We start from the raw sequence: 19,885 nt of genomic DNA, 5'->3' as shown, positions 1-19,885 counted from the left end.
TCTCTTTGTGCTCTTTGAAACGTTGCCCGCCCTGCCCGGTGGCAGCGGCCGGCAATTAAAAGTCTCGACCGTGAAAAAAGGCGCATCCAATGGATGCGCCCTCGGGTCCGTCCTACTCTGCCTTGGGGGTTTCGCGCAGGCGGATATGCAACTCGCGCAGTGCCTTGGCGTCCACCAGCCCTGGCGCCTGAGTCATGACACAGGCCGCGCTCTGGGTTTTCGGGAACGCGATCACTTCGCGGATCGACTGGGCGCCGGTCATCAGCATCACCAGGCGGTCCAGGCCGAAGGCCAGGCCACCGTGGGGCGGAGCACCGTATTTCAGCGCGTCGAGCAGGAAGCCGAACTTCTCTTCCTGTTCCGCTTCGCTGATACCCAGCAGACGGAACACCGCCTGTTGCATTTCCTTGCGGTGGATACGGATCGAACCGCCGCCCAACTCGGTGCCGTTCAAGACCATGTCATAGGCGCGGGACAGCGCGGTGGCCGGGTTGGCCTCCAGATCTTCCGGCGAGCACTTCGGCGCTGTGAACGGGTGGTGCAGGGCAGTGAAGCTGCCGTCTTCGTTTTCTTCGAACATCGGGAAGTCGACGACCCACATCGGCGCCCACTCGCAGGTGAGCAGCTCGAGGTCATGACCGACCTTGATCCGCAACGCGCCCAGGGCTTCGCTGACGATCTTGGACTTGTCGGCACCGAAGAACACGATGTCGCCATCGACCGCACCGACGCGATCGAGGATCACGTTGAGGTTGGCCTCGGGGATGTTCTTGACGATCGGCGACTGCAGGCCTTCGACGCCCTTGGCGCGCTCGTTGACCTTGATATACGCCAGGCCCTTGGCACCGTAGATGCCGACGAACTTGGTGTACTCGTCGATCTTGCTGCGCGGCATGCTCGCCGCACCCGGGACGCGCAAGGCGGCCACGCGGCATTTCGGGTCGTTGGCCGGGCCGCTGAACACCTTGAACTCAACGTCCTTGAGCTGGTCGGCGACGTCCACCAGTTCCAGCGGGATACGCAGGTCCGGCTTGTCGGAGCCGTAACGACGCATGGCCTCGTCCCAGGTCATGTGCGGGAACTCACCGAACTCCAGGCCCAGCACTTCCTTGAACAGGTTGCGGATCATGCCTTCGGTCAGGCCCATGATGTCTTTTTCATCGAGGAAGCTGGTCTCGATGTCGATCTGGGTGAATTCCGGCTGGCGGTCGGCCCGCAGGTCTTCGTCGCGGAAGCATTTGGCGATCTGGTAGTAACGGTCGAAACCGGCCACCATCAGCAGTTGCTTGAACAGCTGCGGCGATTGCGGCAAGGCGAAGAAGCTGCCGGCGTGGGTGCGGCTCGGTACCAGGTAGTCACGGGCGCCCTCGGGGGTCGCACGGGTCAGGATCGGCGTCTCGACGTCGAGGAAGCCGTTTTCGTCCAGGTAGCGACGGATGCTGGTGGTCATGCGCGAACGCAGGCGCAGCTTCTCGAGCATTTCCGGACGGCGCAGGTCGATAAAGCGATAGCGCAGGCGGGTTTCTTCGCCGACATCGGAGTATTCGTTGAGCGGGAACGGCGGGGTTTCCGCTTCGTTCAGCACTTCCAGCTCATAGCCCAGCACTTCGATGGCACCGGACGCCATGTTGGCGTTGCCGGCACCGGCCGGACGCAGGCGGACCTTGCCGGTGATCTTGACCACGTACTCGCTGCGCACGCGATCGGCGGCGGCGAACGTGTCGGCGCGATCCGGGTCGAAGACCACCTGGGCCAGACCTTCGCGGTCACGGATATCGAGGAAAATCACCCCGCCATGGTCGCGACGACGGTGGACCCATCCGCAAAGGGTGACTTCCTGGCCTTCCAGGCTCTCGTTCAGTTGGCCGCAATAATGGCTGCGCATCATGGTCGTGGTTCGCTTCTAGTCATTCGAATTCGGTGGAGGTCTTGTCTTTGCAACGCGACAAGCGCCCGCTCGTGTCGCTTATTTCAGTCGGCTTTATCGCCACCGGCCAGGTTTTTCTTGCTGCCGGTCTTGAAATCCGTCTCATACCAGCCGGTGCCGCTCAGGCGGAAGCCCGGCATGGAGAGCATTTTCTTCAATTGCGGTGCCTGGCAGGCCGGGCAATCGACCAGCGGTGCATCACTGATCTTTTGAATGGCTTCCAGTTGATGACCGCAGGAAGCGCATTGGTAGTCGTACATGGGCATGGGGCGTCTCGGCAATCAGATAACGGCATCACTGCTGCCCGAGCCCGGGACGGGCCATGCAGCAAAGAGCGGGATTATATCCGTTAAATCGAGCCTTTGCAGCCGTGGACCGGTCCGTGCCCCGGCCCATGCCGTCCCGCCAATCCACCGAGACGTCCGGACACGCCTAGAGGGACCGGGACAAACCGCCCAACGTCAACAGATGGACGACACAGACCACGCGAATCAAGCCACTGAAATTTTTCACCCCGCCATAGCGCAGGTGAACCTCCATATCCACATTGGACAGCAAGGCATTGACCGTACACTCATGGGTATTGGCAATATCGGCCAGTACCTTCCAATAAACCTCCTCCAGACGCAAGCAGGTGGCAAAACCATTCAAACGCACCGAGCGCGAAACTGGCTTCGCCAATCCAATATCGAAATCCAGTAACAGGGGATCCACCCGGGTCTTGCGCAAACAACCGGAACTCCCCACCTCATGCCCTACCCACTGAACCATTTTCATCGCACTCCGTCGCTGCACACCTTTGAATAAAGGCGCTCCTGGCAAACCTCCTTACATAAAACATTAAGTAAAAAACCCTATCCAGCAGACTGCACTACAGCCTCCGTAGGAAGAGTCCATTAATAAGGAAGAACAACGAAAAGCCTGGGGCCGGACCCGGGCGAAGGCCTGCACCCTGGCGAATACCCAAGCCCACCGGCACCTGGCGCGAATGAAGCAGCGACGACTTCATTCGCGCCAGCGCGTGCCTATCCCTCCAGCAGGGCGCGCAACATCCAGGCGGTTTTCTCGTGCACTTGCATGCGCTGGGTCAGCAGGTCCGCGGTCGGCTCATCGCTGACCTTGTCCAGCAACGGAAAGAGGCCGCGCGCCGTGCGCGTGACCGCTTCCTGGCCGTGCACCAGTTGCTTGATCATCTCCTCGGCGCTCGGCACCCCTTCTTCTTCCTTGATGGAGGAGAGACGGGCGTAGGTGGAATAGGTCCCCGGCGCGGGAAAACCCAGGGCACGGATGCGTTCGGCGATCAGGTCCACGGCCAGGGCCAGCTCGTTGTATTGCTCTTCGAACATCAAATGCAACGTGCGGAACATCGGCCCGCTGACATTCCAGTGAAAGTTGTGGGTCTTCAGGTACAGCACGTAAGTGTCCGACAACAGACGGGAAAGACCTTCAACAATGGATTTACGGTCTGCTTCGCTGATACCGATATCAATAGCCATATGTATCCCCTTGGTCAGAATGGATCATCGTCTTCACAGGTGCAGGACCACTCTAGCAAGCACCTACGACGCGTGCAGCCGCGTCGACCGCGACAAATCCGCCGCGGCTACCGCCGGCAGGCGTCTGGCCCGCGGGCTGTGTCGGCGCCGGCCCGGCCCCGCCACAAGTTCTCCGACAGCGACCCGGCGTCGAAGTTTGAGAAGGCATGGGCTTTGCTGTTAAATAGAGACTGTGTCGTGGCTGTCGAATCTCTGACAGTGGCGCATAGGCGGATGCCCACACGTGCCCAACGCCTCACCTTTTTTCCAGAAGCGAACCGTGTGCCACCCGCTCTTCCTTGTGATCCGTCTTGAGTGAGTCAATCAAAATGTTGAAAATCGTCCACCTGCTAACGGGCGCTGTTGCCCTGCTGCTGTCCTTTATCCCCAGCCTGCGATCCGAAGCCTTGCCTTACCTGCAACAACCTGATGCGCTGTACCTGGCATTCTTCGGCTTGCTCAACCTGACCCTCGCGCCAGTCATTCCTTACTGGAACAAGGGCCCACGGCATCAACTGCAAATCCTGGTCAGCATCCTGCTGATCGTCGCCGTGGCACTGCAAATCCTCACCCTGCTCGCCCCCCTGACCCTGATCGGCGGCCAACCCGCCGTGCTTCCGAGCCTCCTGGCCGCCGTAATCGCCGTACTGCTGCACCTGGCGGTGAGTTTCTACAAGAAATCTTCCCCGGCGGCGGCTGCCCACAGCTACGACATGAGCAATCGTGATACCGGCACCGTGAAGTGGTTCAACACATCCAAGGGCTTCGGTTTTATCTCGCGGGATTCCGGCGATGATATTTTCGTGCATTTCCGTGCCATCCGTGGCGAAGGCCATCGCGTCCTGGTCGAAGGCCAGCGTGTGGAGTTCTCGGTGATGAACCGGGACAAGGGCCTGCAAGCCGAAGACGTGATCGCAGCGCTGCCGCGCCGCTGATCGGTCACAAAAAAACGCGAGACAGCCTGGCTGCCTCGCGTTTTTTTATGATCGAAAATCTGTAGGCGCCGGCTTGCCGGCGATGGCGTCCGGATAAGCGCGACCAGACTCATCGGCCTCATCGCCGGCAAGCCGGCTCCCACATTAGCCCGCGTATCCGCGCAGAATATCGTTCTGCCTTCAATAATGCGGCGGCGGCGCTTCCTCCTCGAAGGAATCAAACTGCCCCATCATTTCTTCATGGCGCTTGAGCAAAGCCGCCATCTGCAGTTGCAGGCGCTCAACCACCCGCTGCTGCTCCACCAGCACGTCATTGAGCGCCTGAATGGTGTCATCCTGAAACGCCTGGCGACTTTCCAGTTCGGTCACGCGATCTTCAAGGTTCATATGCCCGCCTGCACAAAACGCGGGTCATGCTGGAACGCCCTGCGCAATTGCTCGCGAATCCCGCCGACTTCCTCATCGCTATAAGGCCGTGCCGGGTGTTTGCCCCAGACCGGTGCCGGCCAGGCCACGTCATCGCGCCGACGCACGATCACATGCATGTGTAACTGACTGACCACATTACCCAAGGCCGCGACATTCATCTTGTCCGCCTTGAAGGTGGCCTGGAGCAACTGCGCCAGCTCCGTGGTCTCGCGCCACAACTGCTGCTGATCGGCAGCCTCCAGCTGGAACACTTCACGGATATCCGCACGCCTAGGCACCAGGATGAACCAGGGATAGTTCGCATCATTGGACAGCAGCACACGGCACAACGGCAGGTCGCCCATCGGCAAGGTGTCTTGTTGAAGGCGCGAATCGAGAACGAACACCGTGAATACTCCTGCGTGACGGATAGGTTTGCGCCCGGCAAAGGCCCGGCGACAGGCCGTCAGGATACCCTTGATCGGCCGCCGGTTCACGGGCCACGCAAGCGCCGGTCGCAAATGCGCGAATATGGAGCGCGAGCTGCGCCAGAATGGAACAAGCAGCACATTTCCAGCGCAAAAAAGACCACAAAATTACACACCAGCAACAAAAAACCCACGCCTCCACAAAAATGTCACCTTTTTCTGAAATCCTTGACCTACGTCATCGACGGCGAAAGCTGACTCAAGGGATAAGAGAAGACTCCTTGCCAGTAGCCGGCGCCCACACCGAAACTGTCGATCAGCTTTTTGCACCAAAAGCGCACACTACGACTACTATCAGTGCACGCTTCAGTCACCGACTACCCAGTCGGAGTGTGGACCGGTAACGTTTTTCGCTTTCCATGGATTTTCAATGAATTAGCAGCACAAGAAAAAGCAGTACGTCAAGTGCCGGCACAAACGCCAAGCACCCCAGGTTTCATAAGGGTTTCAGCCTGATGACGGCACCACGTAAATTTTTTATCACGAATTTTTCACTTTGTGCATGCTTGTTGCATTGGTGAGTAAATAGTCGCGACAGAGGGTCGGCCCGGACGCTGAAGCCCCTGCGACACCGAGACAACGCAGTACAGTGCGCCCATGGAGATTTCAGGGCTTGAACATAGACCATTTGCTTCTATGCTCATGCCACTGAAAACAGCGCTGAAGTTGTACAGCCGCTGTACAAAGGCTGTGAATTTGCGACATGGAGCTAGCTTTTTGCGACAGGCTCGTAAAGAAGCCGCAAGGATAGGTGTGCAAGTATCGCCAAGTTTGTCAGCGTGATATAAGTTTGCGCCGACACAAAAAAGAAAGAGCCGCCCAGACAAAAATACAGGTGGGACGGCAGTACTCTTCCTAAAACCAAAGGAGCAAATCACGATGCGCGTGATGAAGTGGAGCATGATCGCCCTGGCTGTTTCCGCAGCAGGCACCCAAATGGCCATGGCCGAACCGTTCGTAACCGACCAGGCCAGTGCCCCCGGTTTCGTTGAAGGTGCTTCGGCTGGCGTGGTTCTGAAGAACTACTATTTCAACCGGGACAAAAAAGCCGGTGCCCATGACTTGGTCGACTGGACCCAAGGTGTCCTCGGCAAATTCAGCTCGGGTTACACCCAAGGCCAAGTTGGCGTAAAGGTTGATGCTTTCGGCGACGCTGGCTTCCTGCTGAGCGGTGAAGACTCCCAGTCAGGCTCTCAAAACATTAGCCGTTCCGCCAATGGCAACAACAACAACAGCTTTGGTAAAGCCGGTGCCGACGTTGCCGTCCGCATCTCCAAGACCGAGCTGAAATTTGGTGACTTCGTTCCTAGCACGGCTCCAGTTTTCGCCCTGGGCGGCAGCCGTCTGTTCTCGCAGACCGGTCGTGGCTTCCAACTGCAGAGCAGCGAGATCAAAGACCTCGATCTCGAAGCCGGTCACTTCTACGCTGGCAGCAACCAGGATAATACCTCGCTGCAACAGAAGCTGGGCACCACCTATTCTACCGCCGAAGTCAAGGCTGCCGACTATTTGGGCGGTAAGTATGGCATCAACGAAAACCTGACTGTTTCTCTCTATGGCGCCAAATTCAAGGACGTCTGGAACCAGTACTACGTCAACACAAACTACACGCTGCCCCTGGCTACAGACCAGTCGCTGAACTTCGACCTCAACGTCTACCGCACAACCGATACCGGTTCGGCGCTGGCGGGCAAGATCGACAACACTGCGTTCTCGTTCGCGACGGCTTACTCCTTCCTCAAGGCACACACCGTCACCCTGGCATTCCAAAAAGTACATGGTGATACACCGTTCGACTACGTGTCTGTGGGCGATAAGGGTAACCGCGGTGGCGACTCGATTTTCCTGGCCAACTCCATCCAGTACTCTGACTTCAACGGTCCTGGCGAGAGATCGATCCAAGCTCGTTATGACCTGAAAATGGCTGAGTATGGCGTTCCAGGCCTGAGCTTCATGACTCGTTATGTTCATGGCGAAGGCATTGACGGTAGCAATATCCCACTCAATAGCCCTTACGCTGGCAATGGCTATGGCAAAAACGGTCACCACTTCGAAACCAACGTGGAAGCCAAGTACGTTGTACAGACCGGTCCTCTGAAAGACCTGTCCTTCCGTGCACGCCAAGCCTGGCACCGTGGCAATGCTGCTGATGCCGAAGGCAACATCAACGAGTTCCGCCTGATCACCGAGTACCCACTCGACCTGATGGCGATTGCCAAGAAGTAATTGGTAATGCTCGTTTGAAGAAAGGCCCATCCTGGTGATGGGCCTTTTTTTGTGCGCTCAATATGGGTGCAAACTTGTAAGTCGTTGAGTTTCGACTGCCCATAACGACAGCGCGTCCCGCCAACTTAACTTTATCGCATCATAAAAGTGGTGTTACGCGGTGTAGCTATTATCAAATCCTGCGGCCTCTACCTGAACCTGGAGCCAGGCAAGAACCCAAATACCCGCTCAAGCCCACCTGCAAAAACAAGGGTTCTAAAATGAATCCGACAACCTCTTTCTCTACCTCCAGCAGCCAGGTAGTTCTATCTGGAACACCTTCCTACACTGGAGCCAGGCCTCCCCCCCCATTTCAGCCCGAACATTGCTATTTACGACCAAATTGTCGCGAAAAAGTCATAAATCGCCACTACGATTGCGCAAGCACAGCACCGACAGTAGTATGAGTTTGAAGTTCTGAAAGTTACCTTTCTTTCCTGTACTGCCCGCCTGGGCCAGGTGTCGGCTGATTGCTTACATAATAGATGTACTACCTTGCCGTTGCGCCAAGCGGGTTCGCTGTGCCTGATCTTCCGCCGTCAAATTTCCATCTACCGGACACCGAAAAGGAAGTGATATGCCACGTCAAACATTCAAAGCCCTTGCTCTAACTGCAGCCATCTCCGCAGCTCTTGGCTGCGCGCAACAGGCATCGGCCGCCTCGGCGGAACTTGTCGCAGCGGCCAAAGCAGAGGGCGAACTGACGGTTATCGCCCTGGCGAATTCCTGGTGCGGTTATGGCGACCAGATCAAGAACTTCAAAGCCAAGTATGGCCTCAGGGTCAACGAATTGAACCCTGACGCCGGTTCGGGCGACGAACTCGAAGCCATCAAGGCCAACAAGGACAACAAGGGGCCGCAAGCACCCGACACCATCGACGTGGGCCTGTCTTTCGGCCCTCAGGCCAAGACTGCCGGCTTGCTGCAACCCTACAAGGTGGCCAGCTGGGCAACTATTCCTGACTCGGTGAAGGATGCCGATGGCTACTGGTATGGCGACTACTACGGCGTGCTGGCTTTCGAAATCAACACCGACCTGATCAGCTCGATACCGGCCGACTGGAGCGACCTGCTCAAGGCCGACTACAAGAACTCCGTGGCATTGGCGGGCGACCCGCGTTCCGCCAACCAGGCCATCCAGGGCATCTATGCCGCCGGTATTGCAGCCGCTGGCGGCGATCCCACCAAGGCCGCCGCAGCCGGCCTGAAGTTCTTCGGCGATCTGAACAAGGCCGGCAATTTTGTGCCGGTGATCGGCAAGGCCGCCTCCCTGGCACAAGGCACGACCCCTATCATAATCCGTTGGGACTACAACGCCCTGGCCGACCGCGACTCACTCAAGGGCAACCCCAATGTGCAAGTGGTAGTGCCCAAGTCGGGCGTGGTCGCCGGCGTGTATGTGCAGGCTATCAGCGCTTATGCTCCGCACCCGAATGCCGCCAAGCTGTGGCTGGAATACCTGTATTCGGACGAAGGCCAGGTGGGCTGGCTCAATGGCTACTGCCACCCGATCCGTTTCAACGACCTGGTCGCGAACAACAAGCTGCCCAAGGCCATGCTCGACAAGCTGCCACCCGCGGAAGGCTACGCCAAGGCCGTGTTCCCGACTTTGGACGAGCAGAACTCGAGCAAAGAAGCCATCACCAAGCAGTGGGACACCCTGGTTGGCGCCAGCGTGAAGTAATCAGCCTTCGATGGCGTTAGTACTGGCATGGCCTTCACGGGTCGTGCCAGCCATTTTATGGCTTGGATGGTGGCTTGAAAGGTGGGCTTCACTTGACTGATTCCTTGAGTTCTGCAAAACCCGCGGCGCCGTCCATTCCGGGCAGGTCGCTCAATTGGCACTGGCTGGGGGTGCTGCCCTTTCTGGCTTTCGCCATCCTGTTTTTGCTTTTGCCCACCGGCTATCTGATGGTGGGTGCCTTCCAGGACGCGTCCGGCCATTTCACCCTGGCCAATATCGCCGGCTTGGCGGACCCGAACGTGGTCAGCGCCTACTGGATCAGCTTTCGCATCAGTGCCGCGTCGGCCTTGGGCGGCGGCATTATCGGTTTCCTGCTGGCCTGGGCGGCCGTCCAGGGCAAGCTACCCGAGTGGATTCGTCCTACCTTGATGACATTCTCGGGCGTGGCCTCCAACTTCGCCGGCGTGCCGCTGGCCTTCGCGTTCCTGGCCACGCTGGGGCGGGTGGGCCTGGTGACGGCACTGATGAACAAATACCTGGGCTTCAACCTCTATTCCACCGGTTTCAACATCCTCAGCTTCACCGGGTTGACACTGACCTATCTGTATTTCCAGATTCCCTTGATGGTACTGATTGTGTCCCCGGCACTTGAAGGCCTGAAACGCGAATGGCGCGAAGCCTGTGATTGCCTGGGCGGTAACGCCTACCACTACTGGCGTTATATTGCATTGCCGGTGCTGTGGCCCAGCATCATGGGCGCCATGCTGCTTCTGTTTGCCAACGCCTTTGGCGCGGTGGCCACAGCCTATGCGCTGACCGGCAGCTCGCTGAACATTGTGCCTATCCTGCTCTATGCGCAGATCCGCGGCGACGTGTTGCACAACCCCAACCTGGGCTACGCGCTGGCGCTGGGCATGGTGGTGATTACCGGGGTATCCAACGCGGGCTATATCTGGCTGCGCAGCAAATCGGAAAAGGGCCGCAAATGAAATCCACCTCTCGCTTGGGTGCCTGGATCGCCATCGGCGTGGGCACCAGCTATTTCCTGATTCCGCTGCTGGCCACCTTTGAGTTCAGCCTGCGCATGCTGCGCGGCGAATACAGCTTCGAAGCCTACCGGGTGGTGTTCAGCGATCCTCAGTTCCAAGCCACGTTTGGCTATTCGGTCCTGATGGCGATCGTCACCATTGTGGTCGGCGTGCTGCTGGTCGTGCCCACCGCCTACTGGGTGCAATTGCGCTTGCCCAAGCTGCGTCCGCTGGTGGAGTTCATCACCTTGCTGCCACTGGTAATCCCAGCCATTGTCATCGTGTTTGGCTATCTGCGCATCTTCGGCAGCAATTCCTGGATACCGCTGACCGGCAACGAGCGGGCGACCGACTTCCTGCTGGTGTGCAGCTACGTCACCTTGTCACTGCCGTATATGTACCGCTCTATCGATACCGGCCTGCGTACCATCGATGTGCGCACCCTGACGGAGGCCGCCGAGGCGCTGGGCGCGAACACTTTCACCATTCTGTTCAAGGTGATCTTCCCGAATCTGCGTTCGGCGATTCTCTCGGGTGCGTTCCTGACCTTTGCCGTGGTGATCGGCGAGTTCACCATGGCCAGCCTGTTGAACCGTCCCGCGTTCGGGCCTTACCTGCAACTGGTGGGCGCCAACAAGGCCTACGAGCCATCCGCGCTAGCGGTGATGGCCTTCATGATTACCTGGGCCTCCATGGGCTTGATCCAGGTGTTCGGGCGCAACGCCAAGAACGCGAAGCCTTAAGCACATCCCCGGGTGACATGCGTTCTGGCTACTGAGCCGAGTAGCAACCCCTACATTGACGGAAGAAACATCCCATGGCTTTCCTTGAAATCTCCCACCTGAAAAAAGCCTTCGGCGTTCAGACCGCGGTGCATGACTTCACGATGGACATCGCCCGTGGCGAGTTCATCACCTTTCTGGGCCCATCGGGTTGCGGCAAGACGACGATTTTGCGCATGTTGGCTGGGTTCGAAAGCCCGTCGGGTGGCACCATCAAGTTCGATGGCAAGGATGTGACCCACACGCCGACCAACCAGCGCAACATCGGCATGGTGTTCCAGTCGTACGCGCTGTTCCCCAACATGACCGTGGCCGAGAACATCGGCTTTGGCCTGAAGGTGGCCAAGATGCCAATGGAGCAGGTCCACGCGCGCGTCACCGAGATGCTCCAGCTCATCGGCCTCGCGGCCCTGGGCGCGCGCTATCCCTCGCAACTGTCGGGCGGCCAGCAACAGCGTGTGGCTTTGGCCCGCGCGCTCGCCGGCAAGCCCCAGGTGCTGCTGCTGGACGAACCCTTGTCCGCGCTGGACGCCAAGATCCGTGTCTCGCTGCGCGAAGAGATCCGTGCCGTACAACGCGAGCTGGGCATCACCTCGGTCTTCGTTACCCATGACCAGGAAGAAGCCTTGTCGATCTCGGACCGCATCGTGGTGCTGAGCGAAGGCCGGGTTGAACAGATCGGCACGCCGAGCGAGGTCTACAATTTCCCGCGCACCCGTTTTGTAGCGTCGTTTGTCGGTACGCTGAATCTGCTGTCCGGCGTGGTGGTGGATGCCGCCGCGGGCCAGATCTGCGTCGGCGGTCAGCCTTTGGTAACATCGAACCCTATCGTTGATGCCGCCGTAGGCCAAACCCGTGCGCTGGCGATCCGACCCGAGGCCATCGTGCTGGAGCCGCCGACATCGGGGCGCAACTCGCTGGCGGCGACGGTGGAAGACGTTGATTTTCTAGGCGCCGTAGTACGTATCCGGGTGCGCATGGACGCGGTGGTGATCTCACTCGACGTGTTCAACGATCCGCACCGTGCGCTGCCCCAACGCGGCGAGCACATCACCCTGGGCTTCTCATTCGATAATCTTTTGGTACTGGAAGAAACGGCCTGAGCATGACGATCGACAACTTTGTATTGCCCGCGGAACCCGCGGGCTGGGCGGCAGCCAACCGACGGGCTATCAACCAGGTGCTGCAAACCCGGGGCTGCGGCAGTGCCGGCTACAACCCTGCCCAAAAGCCGTACGCGGTGTTCGATTGGGACAATACCTGCATCATGAACGACACCGAAGAATCCTTGTTGTTGTACCAGGCCGAAAACCTGCTGTTCAAACTGACGCCGGCCGAGTTTGCCGAAGTGCTGCGCCAGGATGTGCCAGCCGGCTTGTTCCACGGGGATTACACCAATCTGGACGGCCAGCGCATCTCGATGGAAGACCTGGCGGCCGACATCGACGACGCCTACCAGTGGTTGTACACGCACTGCGCCGTACTGGGCGGCACGCAGCCCCTGGAGGTCATCCGTGCCAGCGCGCAGTTCCAGAATTTCCGCGCCAAGTTCTACTTTATGTACGGTGCGCTGTGCGACACCTACCCAATGGAAGTGGGCTACAAGTGGATCATCTATTTCTATAAGAACTTCACCACAGCCGAGCTGCAGGCAATGGTGTCCGATTCCATTGAATACAACCTGGGTGAGAAATTGCACCAGGCGCGTATCCACAGCAGCGCAGAGATGCCCGGGCGCACGGGGCGGGTTGCTCCGGTGCACTTCCACGGCATGCGCGTGCATGCTGAAATTGTGGTGCTGATGGAGACCTTGCGGACCAACGGTTTCGATGTATACATCTCCACCGCATCAATCGACGACGTCGTACGGGTTTTTGCCTGCGATCCGAAATACGGCTACGGGCTGCCGACGGAAAATATCCTCGGACTGAAGCTGGAAATGGCCGATGGCAAATACACCAATGTGTATAAAAAGGACTGGCACTTCAACTGGGGGCCGGGCAAGACCGTCGGCATCCAGAATGTGTTTGTCGCACAAAAAGGCTACGGCCCAACGCTGGTGTTCGGTGACAGCGATGGTGACGCCTGGATGATGAAGGACTTTGCCGATACGCATCTGGGGGTGATCATCAACCGCCTGCAAAAAGGCGTGATGGGTGACAACAGCCAACAGGCGGTCGCCACCTTGGGCCGCTCGGACGCCCGCTTTGTGCTACAGGGCCGGGACGAGCACACCGGCCGCTTCAACGCCGACGAAAAAACCTTGCGCTACGGCCACACCGAGGCCCGGCTGCTAGCCTGAGCTCAGGCGGACTGATTGGCGGTGCGCGCTTGGTCAGCGCGCGTCAGCACCAAGGCTACCAGCACCGTCCTTGACGCCCGGCCCGGCGGCCAGGCATCAGGACCTCGCTTACTTCGCCGACTCTTCCTGCAGCATACGCACCACCTGCTGCGGAAACGGTATCTCGATGCCCGCCGCTTTCAGGCGGTCCCGGGCCTGTTCATTGAACATGAACATCACATCCCAGTAATCCGGGGTATTGACCCACACCCGCAAGGAAACCGTGATCGAATGCGCGCCCAGCGCGGCGACGACCACCGCCGGTGCCGGATCGGTCAACACCCGCGGATCCTTGGCCATCTCCAGCAGCACCTCGCGGGCCTCCTGCAGATTCGCCTGGAAATCCACGCCGACATCGAACACCACCTTGCGGGTGGCCTGGCGGTTGGCATTGGTGATGATGCCGTTCGACAGATTGCCGTTGGGAATGATCACCGTCTGGTTGTCGCCGGTACGCAGGATGGTGTGGAAAATCTGGATGCTGTCCACTGTCCCGGTAATCCCTTGCGCGGTGATCGTGTCACCAATGCGAAACGGTCGGAACAGCAGGATCAACACCCCGCCGGCGAAGTTCGCCAGGCTGCCCTGCAACGCCAGGCCAATGGCCAGGCCGGCCGCACCGATGGCCGCGACGAAGGAAGTGGTCTCCACGCCGATCATCGAGGCCACGCTGACGATCAGCATCACCTTGAGGGCTATGTTCGCCAGACTGCTGATAAATCCCTGCAACGCCAGGTCGGCATTGCGCAACGCCAGCAACTTGCCCACGCGGTGGGTCAGGTTGTTGATCAACCACCAACCGATGCACAGGGTGACGATGGCCAGCAGCACACGGCTGCCGTATTGCATGATCATCGGGATCCAGGCCTCGGAGGCCTTCACCAACTGATCCACTTGCGCGTTCAAATCCATTGTTCTCTCCGGTTACCATGCGATGACCCGGCGAAACGATGACTGCCGCGTTGTGCGGCCCACCGTTTCACCGTGGCTGGGCCCTCCGACGCCGATAATTCCCAGAGGTTCCCTGACAGACTAGATCAGTCGCGGAAATTGTTGAATTGCACCGGCACGTCGAATTCCTTCGCCCGCAGGTTGGCAATAGCCTCCTGCAGGTCGTCGCGCTTCTTGCCGGTGACCCGCACCTGCTCGCCCTGGATGGCGGCCTGGACCTTGAGCTTGGCATCCTTGATATGCGCGACGATTTTCTTCGCGGTATCCTTGTCGATCCCTTCCTTGAAGGTCGCTTCCTGTTTCATCAGTTTGCCGGATGCGTAGGCATCCTTGATTTCCAGGCACTTGACGTCGATCTTGCGCTTGACCAGAGACATGCGCAGGATCTCCAGCATCGCTTCGAGCTGGAATTCGGCTTCGGCGGTCAGGATGATGGTCTGCTCTTTGTCCTTGAACTCAAAGGATCCTTTGCCCTTGAGGTCATAACGACGATCCAGTTCCTTGACGGCGTTCTCGACGGCGTTGGTGACTTCGTGCTTGTCCAGTTCGGATACCACGTCGAACGACGGCATCGTATTTCTCCAAAATAAAATCGGCGCCACTCAATACCGATGGAGCGCGCCTGGTTTGACGGTTAAAATCCGCGAGCATTATAGCGGTTCTTCCCACTCATTCACTTGTGAGTCACCCATGCCGAACCCGGATCTGAGCATTTTGCTGGTGAGTGATGAGAATCTGGCCAGCAGTACCCTGGGCAGCAGCCTCCAGCGCGCGGGTTATCAGGACATTCGTCAGGCCAATGACGGCATCCTGGCCCTGGAGCAAGTCGACCAGCGGGCCGCCAGCCTGCTGATCTGCGCGGGAATCGCAGGTCTGGCGCTTGCCGCCAAGGTCCGACAAAGGGACGAGATGAACGATCACTACACCTACGTGATCCTCATCAGCGACCAATCCCCCTCGCTGTTGCTGGACGAGACCTCGGACAACGACATCGACGACCTGCTCGCCCCCGTCGATGTCGAGCGCCACCTGCTGACCCGGGTGCTCGCCGCCGACCGCCTGTGCAACACCTTGCAGCGCCTGCGCCAGGAAAACCGCCTGCTGCGCCAGAACATCGCCAGCCTCGAACAGCGCAACCTGGTGGACTCCCTGACCGGCCTGGGCAATGCCCGTTACCTGCGCCAGAAACTCGCCGACAGCCTGCGCCAGGTCCAGGCCCGTGGCGGGGCCATCTGTTATCTGTTGATCGGGATCGAACAGGCCGATTTGCTGCAACGCCAGTATGGCAACGACCTCTACGACGAACTGCTGCAAGCGATCGCCCGCCGCCTGCAACAACTGGTGCGTCCGCTGGATGTACTGGCGCGCCTGGACGAGCGGCATTTCGTCCTGATGACCATGCCGGCCGACCTGCAGGAATGCGCACCGAGCAGCTTCAAGCGCTTGCATGAAGGCCTGAACCTCAAGACTTTCATGACCAACGCCGGGCCCATCGAGCTCAAGGCCGGCATCAGCCTGATCGGCCTGGACAGCAAGTGCTTCCCGCTGGACCCGCAAACCCTGTTCGACGAGGCCGAGCACCTGCTGCTCGAGTCCTATTCCGGCGGCGTGGTCAGCGCCAAACGCTTGCCGGCACGCAGTTGATGAGCACCCACTGGCATGTACTGGGCGCCGGCAGCCTGGGCAGCCTGTGGGCCACCCGGCTGGCCAGGGCCGGCCTGCCGGTCACCTTGATTCTGCGCGATACGGCGCGGTTGGCGGCGTACGAAGCGGCAGGCGGCCTGACCCTGGTCGAACAAGGCCGGGAACAACGTTTCGCCATTGCGGCCCAGACTCTCGATGCCGACACGCCCATCGAGCGCCTGCTGGTTGCCTGCAAGGCCTACGACGCAGAAGCCGCGGTGGCCCGCCTCGCCACACGCCTCGCCCCTGGCGCCGATCTGATACTGCTGCAAAACGGCCTTGGCAGCCAAGACGCGGTCGCGACCCGGGCACCGCACGCGCGCTGCCTGTTCGCCTCCAGCACCGAAGGCGCCTTTCGCGATGGCGACTGGCGGGTGGTGTTCGCCGGTCACGGTTTCACCTGGCTGGGGGACGTTGCCCATCCGCAACCGCCCTACTGGCTCGATGACCTGACGCTGGCCGGCATTCCCCACGAATGGAACACCCAGATTCTCACCCGGCTCTGGCGCAAGCTGGCGCTCAACTGCGCCATCAATCCGCTGACGGTGCTCTACGATTGCCGTAACGGCGGCTTGCTGGAACATCATTGTGAAGTCGCCACACTCTGCGCCGAGCTGAGCGAACTGCTCGAATGCTGCGGCCAGCCGGACGCCGCCCTGGACCTGCACAGCGAAGTGGAACGGGTGATCCAGGCCACTGCGGCGAACTATTCCTCCATGCATCAGGACGTCACCCAGGGGCGGCGCACCGAGATCGGTTACCTGCTGGGTTATGCCTGCGCCGCAGCGGCCCGCCATCACCGCAACCTGCCGCACCTGAGCCGCCTGTACAACCGGTTGGTGGCCCACCTGATGGCAAAGGGCCTGCCCAGCACCTGAGCGGGTAACCATAGATGCGGGAGCGGTGCTTGCCCGCGAAGCTTTTGGTGACCTCAAGGGCCTCTTCGCGGATAAATCCTGCTCCCACAGCTTTCAGCGGTCTCAAGGGCCTCTTCGCGGCGTTCCGGCGTTCCGGCGTTCTGGTAAATCCTGCTCCTACAGTTTGATACACTCAAGCAAGGCTCGGCGGTAGAACGCTGCCCGCCGCCATTCGCCTCTCGAAACAGGACAACCGATGCCTCTGCGCCAGCGCCTCGAAAACCTGCCGGTCGGCCAGAAACTCCTCGCCGCCCTCCTGGTCCTGCTGACCACCGTGTTACTGGTCGCCAACCTGACGTTCATCAGCGCCGCCTACTGGATCTCCCAGGAGAGCATGGCGCCCCAGGCCTTGCAGACCATCGGTCGGCTGGTGTCCAGCCCGAACCTGATCAGCCAGGCCCTCGACTCGCCAGAAGCTGCCGCGGCCCTGCTCAAGGAACTCGACAGCTACTCGCCGCTGCGCGCCGCCGCCCTCTATGACGGCCCGGGCAATCGCCTGGCGCAGTTGCAACACGGCAATCACCTGAAGCTGCCGGAACGCTTTCGCCATATCGAAGCCTGGCGCCTGACCGAGTTTCGCAGCAACCAGGTCGTCGAGATACCACGCCAGGGCTCGGCACCCGGGCACCTGTTGCTGGTGGCCAGCAGCGAATTGCCGGTGGCGTTCTACACCGGCACCCTGACTGCCAGCCTCGGCATCCTGACCTTCAGTATCCTGCTGTGGCTGATCATCGCCCGCCAGATCAAGCGCCTGATCACCCGGCCGATCCACGAACTCGAAGAGCTGTCGCGCCAGGTTACCCGGGAAGAGAACTACTCACTGCGGGCCTCGCGCGGCAACCACGACGAGATCGGCAGCCTGGCCGAAGCCTTCAACACCATGCTGTCGCGGATCGAAGCCCGGGAGCAGCAGCTCAAGCGCGCCCGCGACGACTCCCAGGCCGCCTACGACCAGGCCCAGGGGCTGGCCGAGGAAACCCGCCACACCAACCGCAAGCTGGAACTCGAAGTCCAGGTGCGCAGCAAGATCGAGAAAAAGCTCACGGGCTTCCAGAACTACCTCAACAGCATCATCGATTCCATGCCCTCGGCCCTGATCGCCCTGGACGAGCAGCTCTATGTCACCCAATGGAACCAGGAAGCCAGCGCCCTTTCCGGCACGCCATTGGACGAAGCGCTGAACCAGCCGATCTTTCTCGCCTTCGAACCGCTCAAGCCGTTCCTGCCGCAGCTCAAGGAAACCGTCGAACAGCACAGTGTGGCAAAGATCGAGCGGGTGACCTGGGTCAAGGACGACGAAGCCCGCCACTATGCCCTGACCTTCTACCCGCTGATGGGCGGTGCCGGACGCGGCGTGGTGATCCGCATCGACGATATCTCCCAACGCCTGTCGCTGGAAGAAATGATGGTGCAATCGGAAAAAATGCTCTCGGTCGGCGGCCTGGCCGCGGGCATGGCCCACGAAATCAACAACCCCCTGGGGGCCATCCTGCACAACGTGCAGAACATCCGCCGACGCCTGTCCCCGGAGCTGCCGAAGAACCTCGAATACGCGCAACAGGCCGGTATCGACCTGGACACCGTCAACCGCTACCTGCAAAGCCGCGAGGTGCCACAACTGCTCGACGGCATCCAGCAGGCCGGCGCACGGGCGGCGAAGATCGTGACCCATATGCTCAGCTTCAGCCGGCGCAGCAACCGCGAGATGGCACCCTGCGACCTGCCGGCGCTGATCGATCAGGCGGTGGAAATTGCCGGCAATGACTTCGACCTGGCCATCGGTTTCGACTTCAAGGGCCAGGCGATCATCCGCCAGTTCGACCCGCAGTTGGGGCCGGTCCCGGGCACCGCCAACGAGCTGGAACAGGTGCTGCTGAACCTGCTGAAAAACGCCGCCCAGGCCATCCACCAGCGTGAGAACGACAGCGAACCCGGACGCATTACCCTGCGCACCCGCCTGAATCCGCCCTGGGCCGAGATCCAGGTCGAGGACAACGGCGTCGGAATGCCGGAGCATATCCGCAAGCGGACCTTCGAACCCTTCTTCACCACCAAGGAAATCGGCCAGGGCACCGGCCTCGGTCTGTCGGTGTCCTACTTCATCATCACCAATAACCATAAAGGCCAGATGGAAGTGCAATCGACGCCGGGCGCAGGTACCTGCGTCACCCTGCGCCTGCCGTTGGCCGGTAGCCAGGCGGCACTTCCCGAACTGAGCAAAGCGGAGTCATGAGCATGGGTTTTCGTCTGTCGAAGATTTACACACGCACCGGCGACGCCGGGGAAACCGGGCTCGGCGATGGGCGTCGGGTACCGAAGGACCATCCGCGGATCGAAGCCATCGGCGAAGTCGATATGCTCAACAGCCAGTTGGGGCTGCTGCTGGCCGGATTGGCGGAGCTGGTGGTGATCCATCCGGAGCTCAATGAGCTGATCGAGGTGCTGGCACCGGTTCAGCATCGGTTGTTCGACCTCGGAGGGGAACTGGCGATGCCGACTTACCAGGCTCTCGACGCTGCCGAGATCCAACGCCTGGAAAACGCCATCGATTGCTGGAACGAAGAGTTGGGGCCGCTGGAAAACTTCATCCTGCCCGGTGGCTCGATGTTGATTGCCCAGGCGCATGTCTGTCGCAGCCAGGCTCGTAACGCCGAGCGGCGTTGCCAGCAGTTGAATGCCGTCGAACCCTTGGGCGGGGTTGGATTGGCTTACATCAACCGACTGTCGGATCTGCTATTTGTGGCGGCGCGATTGATTGCACGGCGCGAGAAGATCGCCGAAGTATTGTGGGAGGCGGCAAAAAAGCCGGTCTCTCACTGAAGATCGAACAGCATTGAACCAGCAGCCGGGCTCAATTCTGTGGCGAGCGGGCTTGCCCGCGCTCGACTGCGCAGCAGTCGTAAAACCGATCACCTCGGTTTGTCCGACAGACCGCGTTAGC

At 59.9% G+C, this 19,885-nt stretch carries 19 protein-coding genes; 11 read left to right on the top strand and 8 right to left on the bottom strand.

Annotation, left to right across the window (positions count from 1 at the left end):
- Positions 1 to 112 precede the first annotated feature (112 nt).
- The 4 genes from aspS to M5B99_RS00420 form a co-directional block, all read right to left on the bottom strand.
- Entirely contained in the window at positions 113 to 1,888 is a 1,776-nt protein-coding gene (aspS, locus tag M5B99_RS00435; RefSeq protein WP_248802132.1) for an aspartate--tRNA ligase, read from the bottom strand.
- An 83-nt stretch (positions 1,889 to 1,971) separates the two neighbouring features.
- Entirely contained in the window at positions 1,972 to 2,193 is a 222-nt protein-coding gene (locus tag M5B99_RS00430; protein ID WP_040070481.1) for an FmdB family zinc ribbon protein, read from the bottom strand.
- A 166-nt stretch (positions 2,194 to 2,359) separates the two neighbouring features.
- On the bottom strand, positions 2,360 to 2,698 hold the full coding sequence (locus M5B99_RS00425; protein ID WP_248802342.1) for a ribbon-helix-helix domain-containing protein: 339 nt from the start codon (positions 2,696 to 2,698) through the stop codon (positions 2,360 to 2,362).
- 254 nt (positions 2,699 to 2,952) lie between these two features.
- Complete coding sequence (locus tag M5B99_RS00420; RefSeq protein ID WP_248802131.1) at positions 2,953 to 3,423, bottom strand: Dps family protein; 471 nt, start codon at positions 3,421 to 3,423, stop codon at positions 2,953 to 2,955.
- Between the two features lie 368 nt (positions 3,424 to 3,791).
- Here M5B99_RS00420 and M5B99_RS30020 point away from each other — a divergent pair, with 368 nt between their 5' ends.
- The gene (locus M5B99_RS30020; protein ID WP_318654552.1) at positions 3,792 to 4,397 is read left to right on the top strand and encodes a cold-shock protein; all 606 of its coding nucleotides are present in this window, start codon (positions 3,792 to 3,794) and stop codon (positions 4,395 to 4,397) included.
- A 180-nt stretch (positions 4,398 to 4,577) separates the two neighbouring features.
- Here M5B99_RS30020 and M5B99_RS00410 read toward each other — a convergent pair whose 3' ends face one another.
- Positions 4,578 to 4,784, bottom strand: a complete 207-nt coding sequence (locus M5B99_RS00410; protein ID WP_103496682.1) for a SlyX family protein — start codon at positions 4,782 to 4,784, stop codon at positions 4,578 to 4,580.
- Positions 4,781 to 5,212 carry an HIT family protein gene (locus tag M5B99_RS00405; RefSeq protein ID WP_248802130.1) on the bottom strand — a complete coding sequence of 144 codons (432 nt, stop codon included), beginning with the start codon at positions 5,210 to 5,212 and terminating at the stop codon, positions 4,781 to 4,783. Before M5B99_RS00405 ends, M5B99_RS00410 begins: the two co-directional genes overlap by 4 nt.
- Positions 5,213 to 6,172: 960 nt before the next feature.
- Here M5B99_RS00405 and M5B99_RS00400 point away from each other — a divergent pair.
- The 6 genes from M5B99_RS00400 (at position 6,173) to M5B99_RS00375 (ending at position 13,354) form a co-directional block, all read left to right on the top strand.
- The gene (locus M5B99_RS00400) at positions 6,173 to 7,519 is read left to right on the top strand and encodes an OprD family porin (protein ID WP_248802129.1); all 1,347 of its coding nucleotides are present in this window, start codon (positions 6,173 to 6,175) and stop codon (positions 7,517 to 7,519) included.
- Between the two features lie 616 nt (positions 7,520 to 8,135).
- Positions 8,136 to 9,242 carry an ABC transporter substrate-binding protein gene (locus M5B99_RS00395; RefSeq protein WP_248802128.1) on the top strand — a complete coding sequence of 369 codons (1,107 nt, stop codon included), beginning with the start codon at positions 8,136 to 8,138 and terminating at the stop codon, positions 9,240 to 9,242.
- A gap of 92 nt (positions 9,243 to 9,334) precedes the next feature.
- Positions 9,335 to 10,231 carry an ABC transporter permease gene (locus tag M5B99_RS00390; protein ID WP_248802127.1) on the top strand — a complete coding sequence of 299 codons (897 nt, stop codon included), beginning with the start codon at positions 9,335 to 9,337 and terminating at the stop codon, positions 10,229 to 10,231.
- On the top strand, positions 10,228 to 11,013 hold the full coding sequence (locus M5B99_RS00385) for an ABC transporter permease (protein ID WP_248802126.1): 786 nt from the start codon (positions 10,228 to 10,230) through the stop codon (positions 11,011 to 11,013). The genes M5B99_RS00390 and M5B99_RS00385 overlap by 4 nt, the downstream gene beginning before the upstream one ends.
- A 74-nt stretch (positions 11,014 to 11,087) precedes the next feature.
- The gene (locus M5B99_RS00380; RefSeq protein ID WP_248802125.1) at positions 11,088 to 12,155 is read left to right on the top strand and encodes an ABC transporter ATP-binding protein; all 1,068 of its coding nucleotides are present in this window, start codon (positions 11,088 to 11,090) and stop codon (positions 12,153 to 12,155) included.
- A 2-nt stretch (positions 12,156 to 12,157) separates the two neighbouring features.
- Complete coding sequence (locus M5B99_RS00375; protein ID WP_248802124.1) at positions 12,158 to 13,354, top strand: haloacid dehalogenase-like hydrolase; 1,197 nt, start codon at positions 12,158 to 12,160, stop codon at positions 13,352 to 13,354.
- 108 nt (positions 13,355 to 13,462) lie between these two features.
- Here the strand turns inward: M5B99_RS00375 and M5B99_RS00370 are convergent, their stop codons facing one another.
- Positions 13,463 to 14,305, bottom strand: coding sequence for a mechanosensitive ion channel family protein (locus M5B99_RS00370; RefSeq protein ID WP_248802123.1), 843 nt, complete (start codon positions 14,303 to 14,305; stop codon positions 13,463 to 13,465).
- Between the two features lie 125 nt (positions 14,306 to 14,430).
- Positions 14,431 to 14,916, bottom strand: coding sequence for a YajQ family cyclic di-GMP-binding protein (locus M5B99_RS00365; RefSeq protein WP_100938812.1), 486 nt, complete (start codon positions 14,914 to 14,916; stop codon positions 14,431 to 14,433).
- A gap of 118 nt (positions 14,917 to 15,034) precedes the next feature.
- Between M5B99_RS00365 and M5B99_RS00360 the strand changes: the two genes are divergently transcribed.
- The 4 genes from M5B99_RS00360 (at position 15,035) to M5B99_RS00345 (ending at position 19,764) form a co-directional block, all read left to right on the top strand.
- Positions 15,035 to 15,988 (top strand): GGDEF domain-containing protein, encoded by a 954-nt coding sequence (locus tag M5B99_RS00360; protein WP_248802122.1) that lies wholly within the window; start codon positions 15,035 to 15,037, stop codon positions 15,986 to 15,988.
- Positions 15,988 to 16,905 (top strand): putative 2-dehydropantoate 2-reductase, encoded by a 918-nt coding sequence (locus M5B99_RS00355; protein WP_248802121.1) that lies wholly within the window; start codon positions 15,988 to 15,990, stop codon positions 16,903 to 16,905. The genes M5B99_RS00360 and M5B99_RS00355 overlap by 1 nt, the downstream gene beginning before the upstream one ends.
- A 235-nt stretch (positions 16,906 to 17,140) precedes the next feature.
- Entirely contained in the window at positions 17,141 to 19,177 is a 2,037-nt protein-coding gene (locus M5B99_RS00350) for an ATP-binding protein (protein WP_248802120.1), read from the top strand.
- 2 nt (positions 19,178 to 19,179) lie between these two features.
- Complete coding sequence (locus tag M5B99_RS00345) at positions 19,180 to 19,764, top strand: cob(I)yrinic acid a,c-diamide adenosyltransferase (RefSeq protein ID WP_248802119.1); 585 nt, start codon at positions 19,180 to 19,182, stop codon at positions 19,762 to 19,764.
- The last annotated feature ends 121 nt before the right edge of the window (positions 19,765 to 19,885 follow it).

It is taken from the genome of Pseudomonas sp. MWU13-2100, assembly GCF_023242365.1.
In the GTDB taxonomy this organism is placed as follows: Bacteria; Pseudomonadota; Gammaproteobacteria; order Pseudomonadales; family Pseudomonadaceae; genus Aquipseudomonas.
This window is presented reverse-complemented; position numbering and strand designations above follow the sequence as displayed.

What these genes read in the sequence shown, in the direction of transcription:
- M5B99_RS00355 (WP_248802121.1), top strand. Translation starts at nt 15,988, where the DNA reads ATGAGCACCCACTGGCATGTACTGGGCGCCGGCAGCCTGGGCAGCCTG.
- M5B99_RS00410 (WP_103496682.1), bottom strand. Translation starts at nt 4,784, where the DNA reads ATGAACCTTGAAGATCGCGTGACCGAACTGGAAAGTCGCCAGGCGTTT.
- M5B99_RS00370 (WP_248802123.1), bottom strand. Translation starts at nt 14,305, where the DNA reads ATGGATTTGAACGCGCAAGTGGATCAGTTGGTGAAGGCCTCCGAGGCC.
- M5B99_RS00395 (WP_248802128.1), top strand. Translation starts at nt 8,136, where the DNA reads ATGCCACGTCAAACATTCAAAGCCCTTGCTCTAACTGCAGCCATCTCC.
- aspS (WP_248802132.1), bottom strand. Translation starts at nt 1,888, where the DNA reads ATGATGCGCAGCCATTATTGCGGCCAACTGAACGAGAGCCTGGAAGGC.
- M5B99_RS00385 (WP_248802126.1), top strand. Translation starts at nt 10,228, where the DNA reads ATGAAATCCACCTCTCGCTTGGGTGCCTGGATCGCCATCGGCGTGGGC.
- M5B99_RS00380 (WP_248802125.1), top strand. Translation starts at nt 11,088, where the DNA reads ATGGCTTTCCTTGAAATCTCCCACCTGAAAAAAGCCTTCGGCGTTCAG.
- M5B99_RS00365 (WP_100938812.1), bottom strand. Translation starts at nt 14,916, where the DNA reads ATGCCGTCGTTCGACGTGGTATCCGAACTGGACAAGCACGAAGTCACC.
- M5B99_RS00425 (WP_248802342.1), bottom strand. Translation starts at nt 2,698, where the DNA reads ATGGTTCAGTGGGTAGGGCATGAGGTGGGGAGTTCCGGTTGTTTGCGC.
- M5B99_RS00430 (WP_040070481.1), bottom strand. Translation starts at nt 2,193, where the DNA reads ATGCCCATGTACGACTACCAATGCGCTTCCTGCGGTCATCAACTGGAA.
- M5B99_RS00375 (WP_248802124.1), top strand. Translation starts at nt 12,158, where the DNA reads ATGACGATCGACAACTTTGTATTGCCCGCGGAACCCGCGGGCTGGGCG.
- M5B99_RS00350 (WP_248802120.1), top strand. Translation starts at nt 17,141, where the DNA reads ATGCCTCTGCGCCAGCGCCTCGAAAACCTGCCGGTCGGCCAGAAACTC.
- M5B99_RS00360 (WP_248802122.1), top strand. Translation starts at nt 15,035, where the DNA reads ATGCCGAACCCGGATCTGAGCATTTTGCTGGTGAGTGATGAGAATCTG.
- M5B99_RS00345 (WP_248802119.1), top strand. Translation starts at nt 19,180, where the DNA reads ATGGGTTTTCGTCTGTCGAAGATTTACACACGCACCGGCGACGCCGGG.
- M5B99_RS30020 (WP_318654552.1), top strand. Translation starts at nt 3,792, where the DNA reads ATGTTGAAAATCGTCCACCTGCTAACGGGCGCTGTTGCCCTGCTGCTG.
- M5B99_RS00420 (WP_248802131.1), bottom strand. Translation starts at nt 3,423, where the DNA reads ATGGCTATTGATATCGGTATCAGCGAAGCAGACCGTAAATCCATTGTT.
- M5B99_RS00400 (WP_248802129.1), top strand. Translation starts at nt 6,173, where the DNA reads ATGCGCGTGATGAAGTGGAGCATGATCGCCCTGGCTGTTTCCGCAGCA.